The sequence below is a fragment of the Vibrio sp. 10N.286.48.C11 genome (assembly GCF_041469805.1).
Taxonomy (GTDB): Bacteria; Pseudomonadota; Gammaproteobacteria; order Enterobacterales; family Vibrionaceae; genus Vibrio; species Vibrio crassostreae_C.
On sequence record NZ_JBFRLK010000165.1, the window covers coordinates 1 to 462 of the forward strand.

General features: G+C 46.8%; 3 tRNA genes. All 3 read left to right on the plus strand.

The features are described from left to right. The first annotated feature begins 43 nt into the window (after positions 1-43). Positions 44-119: transfer RNA gene (locus tag AB4209_RS22390), tRNA-Val, on the plus strand. A gap of 25 nt (positions 120-144) precedes the next feature. After that, positions 145-220, plus strand: a tRNA-Ala gene (locus AB4209_RS22395). 31 nt (positions 221-251) lie between these two features. Then, positions 252-327: transfer RNA gene (locus tag AB4209_RS22400), tRNA-Val, on the plus strand. Positions 328-462: the final 135 nt, after the last annotated feature.

Here is a 462-nt window from a genome sequence, read left to right on the forward strand (position 1 = left end):
ATCCTGCACGACCCACCATTTCCTCCCAAGGAAATAAAATTTGGGGCGATTAGCTCAGTTGGGAGAGCACCTGCCTTACAAGCAGGGGGTCACTGGTTCGAGCCCGGTATCGCCCACCATTTCCTCCCAAGGAAATAAAAATATGGGGCTATAGCTCAGCTGGGAGAGCGCCTGCCTTGCACGCAGGAGGTCTGCGGTTCGATCCCGCATAGCTCCACCATCTTTCTCCATGAAGGAATCAAAACTATCATGGGCGATTAGCTCAGTTGGGAGAGCACCTGCCTTACAAGCAGGGGGTCACTGGTTCGAGCCCGGTATCGCCCACCATCTTTAAGCACACTTTTCTTAGTAATAGAAAACTGAGTGTATTTAAAAATGGTTTTGAAAGTTTAATGCTTTAAAAACTCTTGCTCTTTAACAATTTGGAAAGCTGACTGATTGATTACTTACGAGTAATTCAAT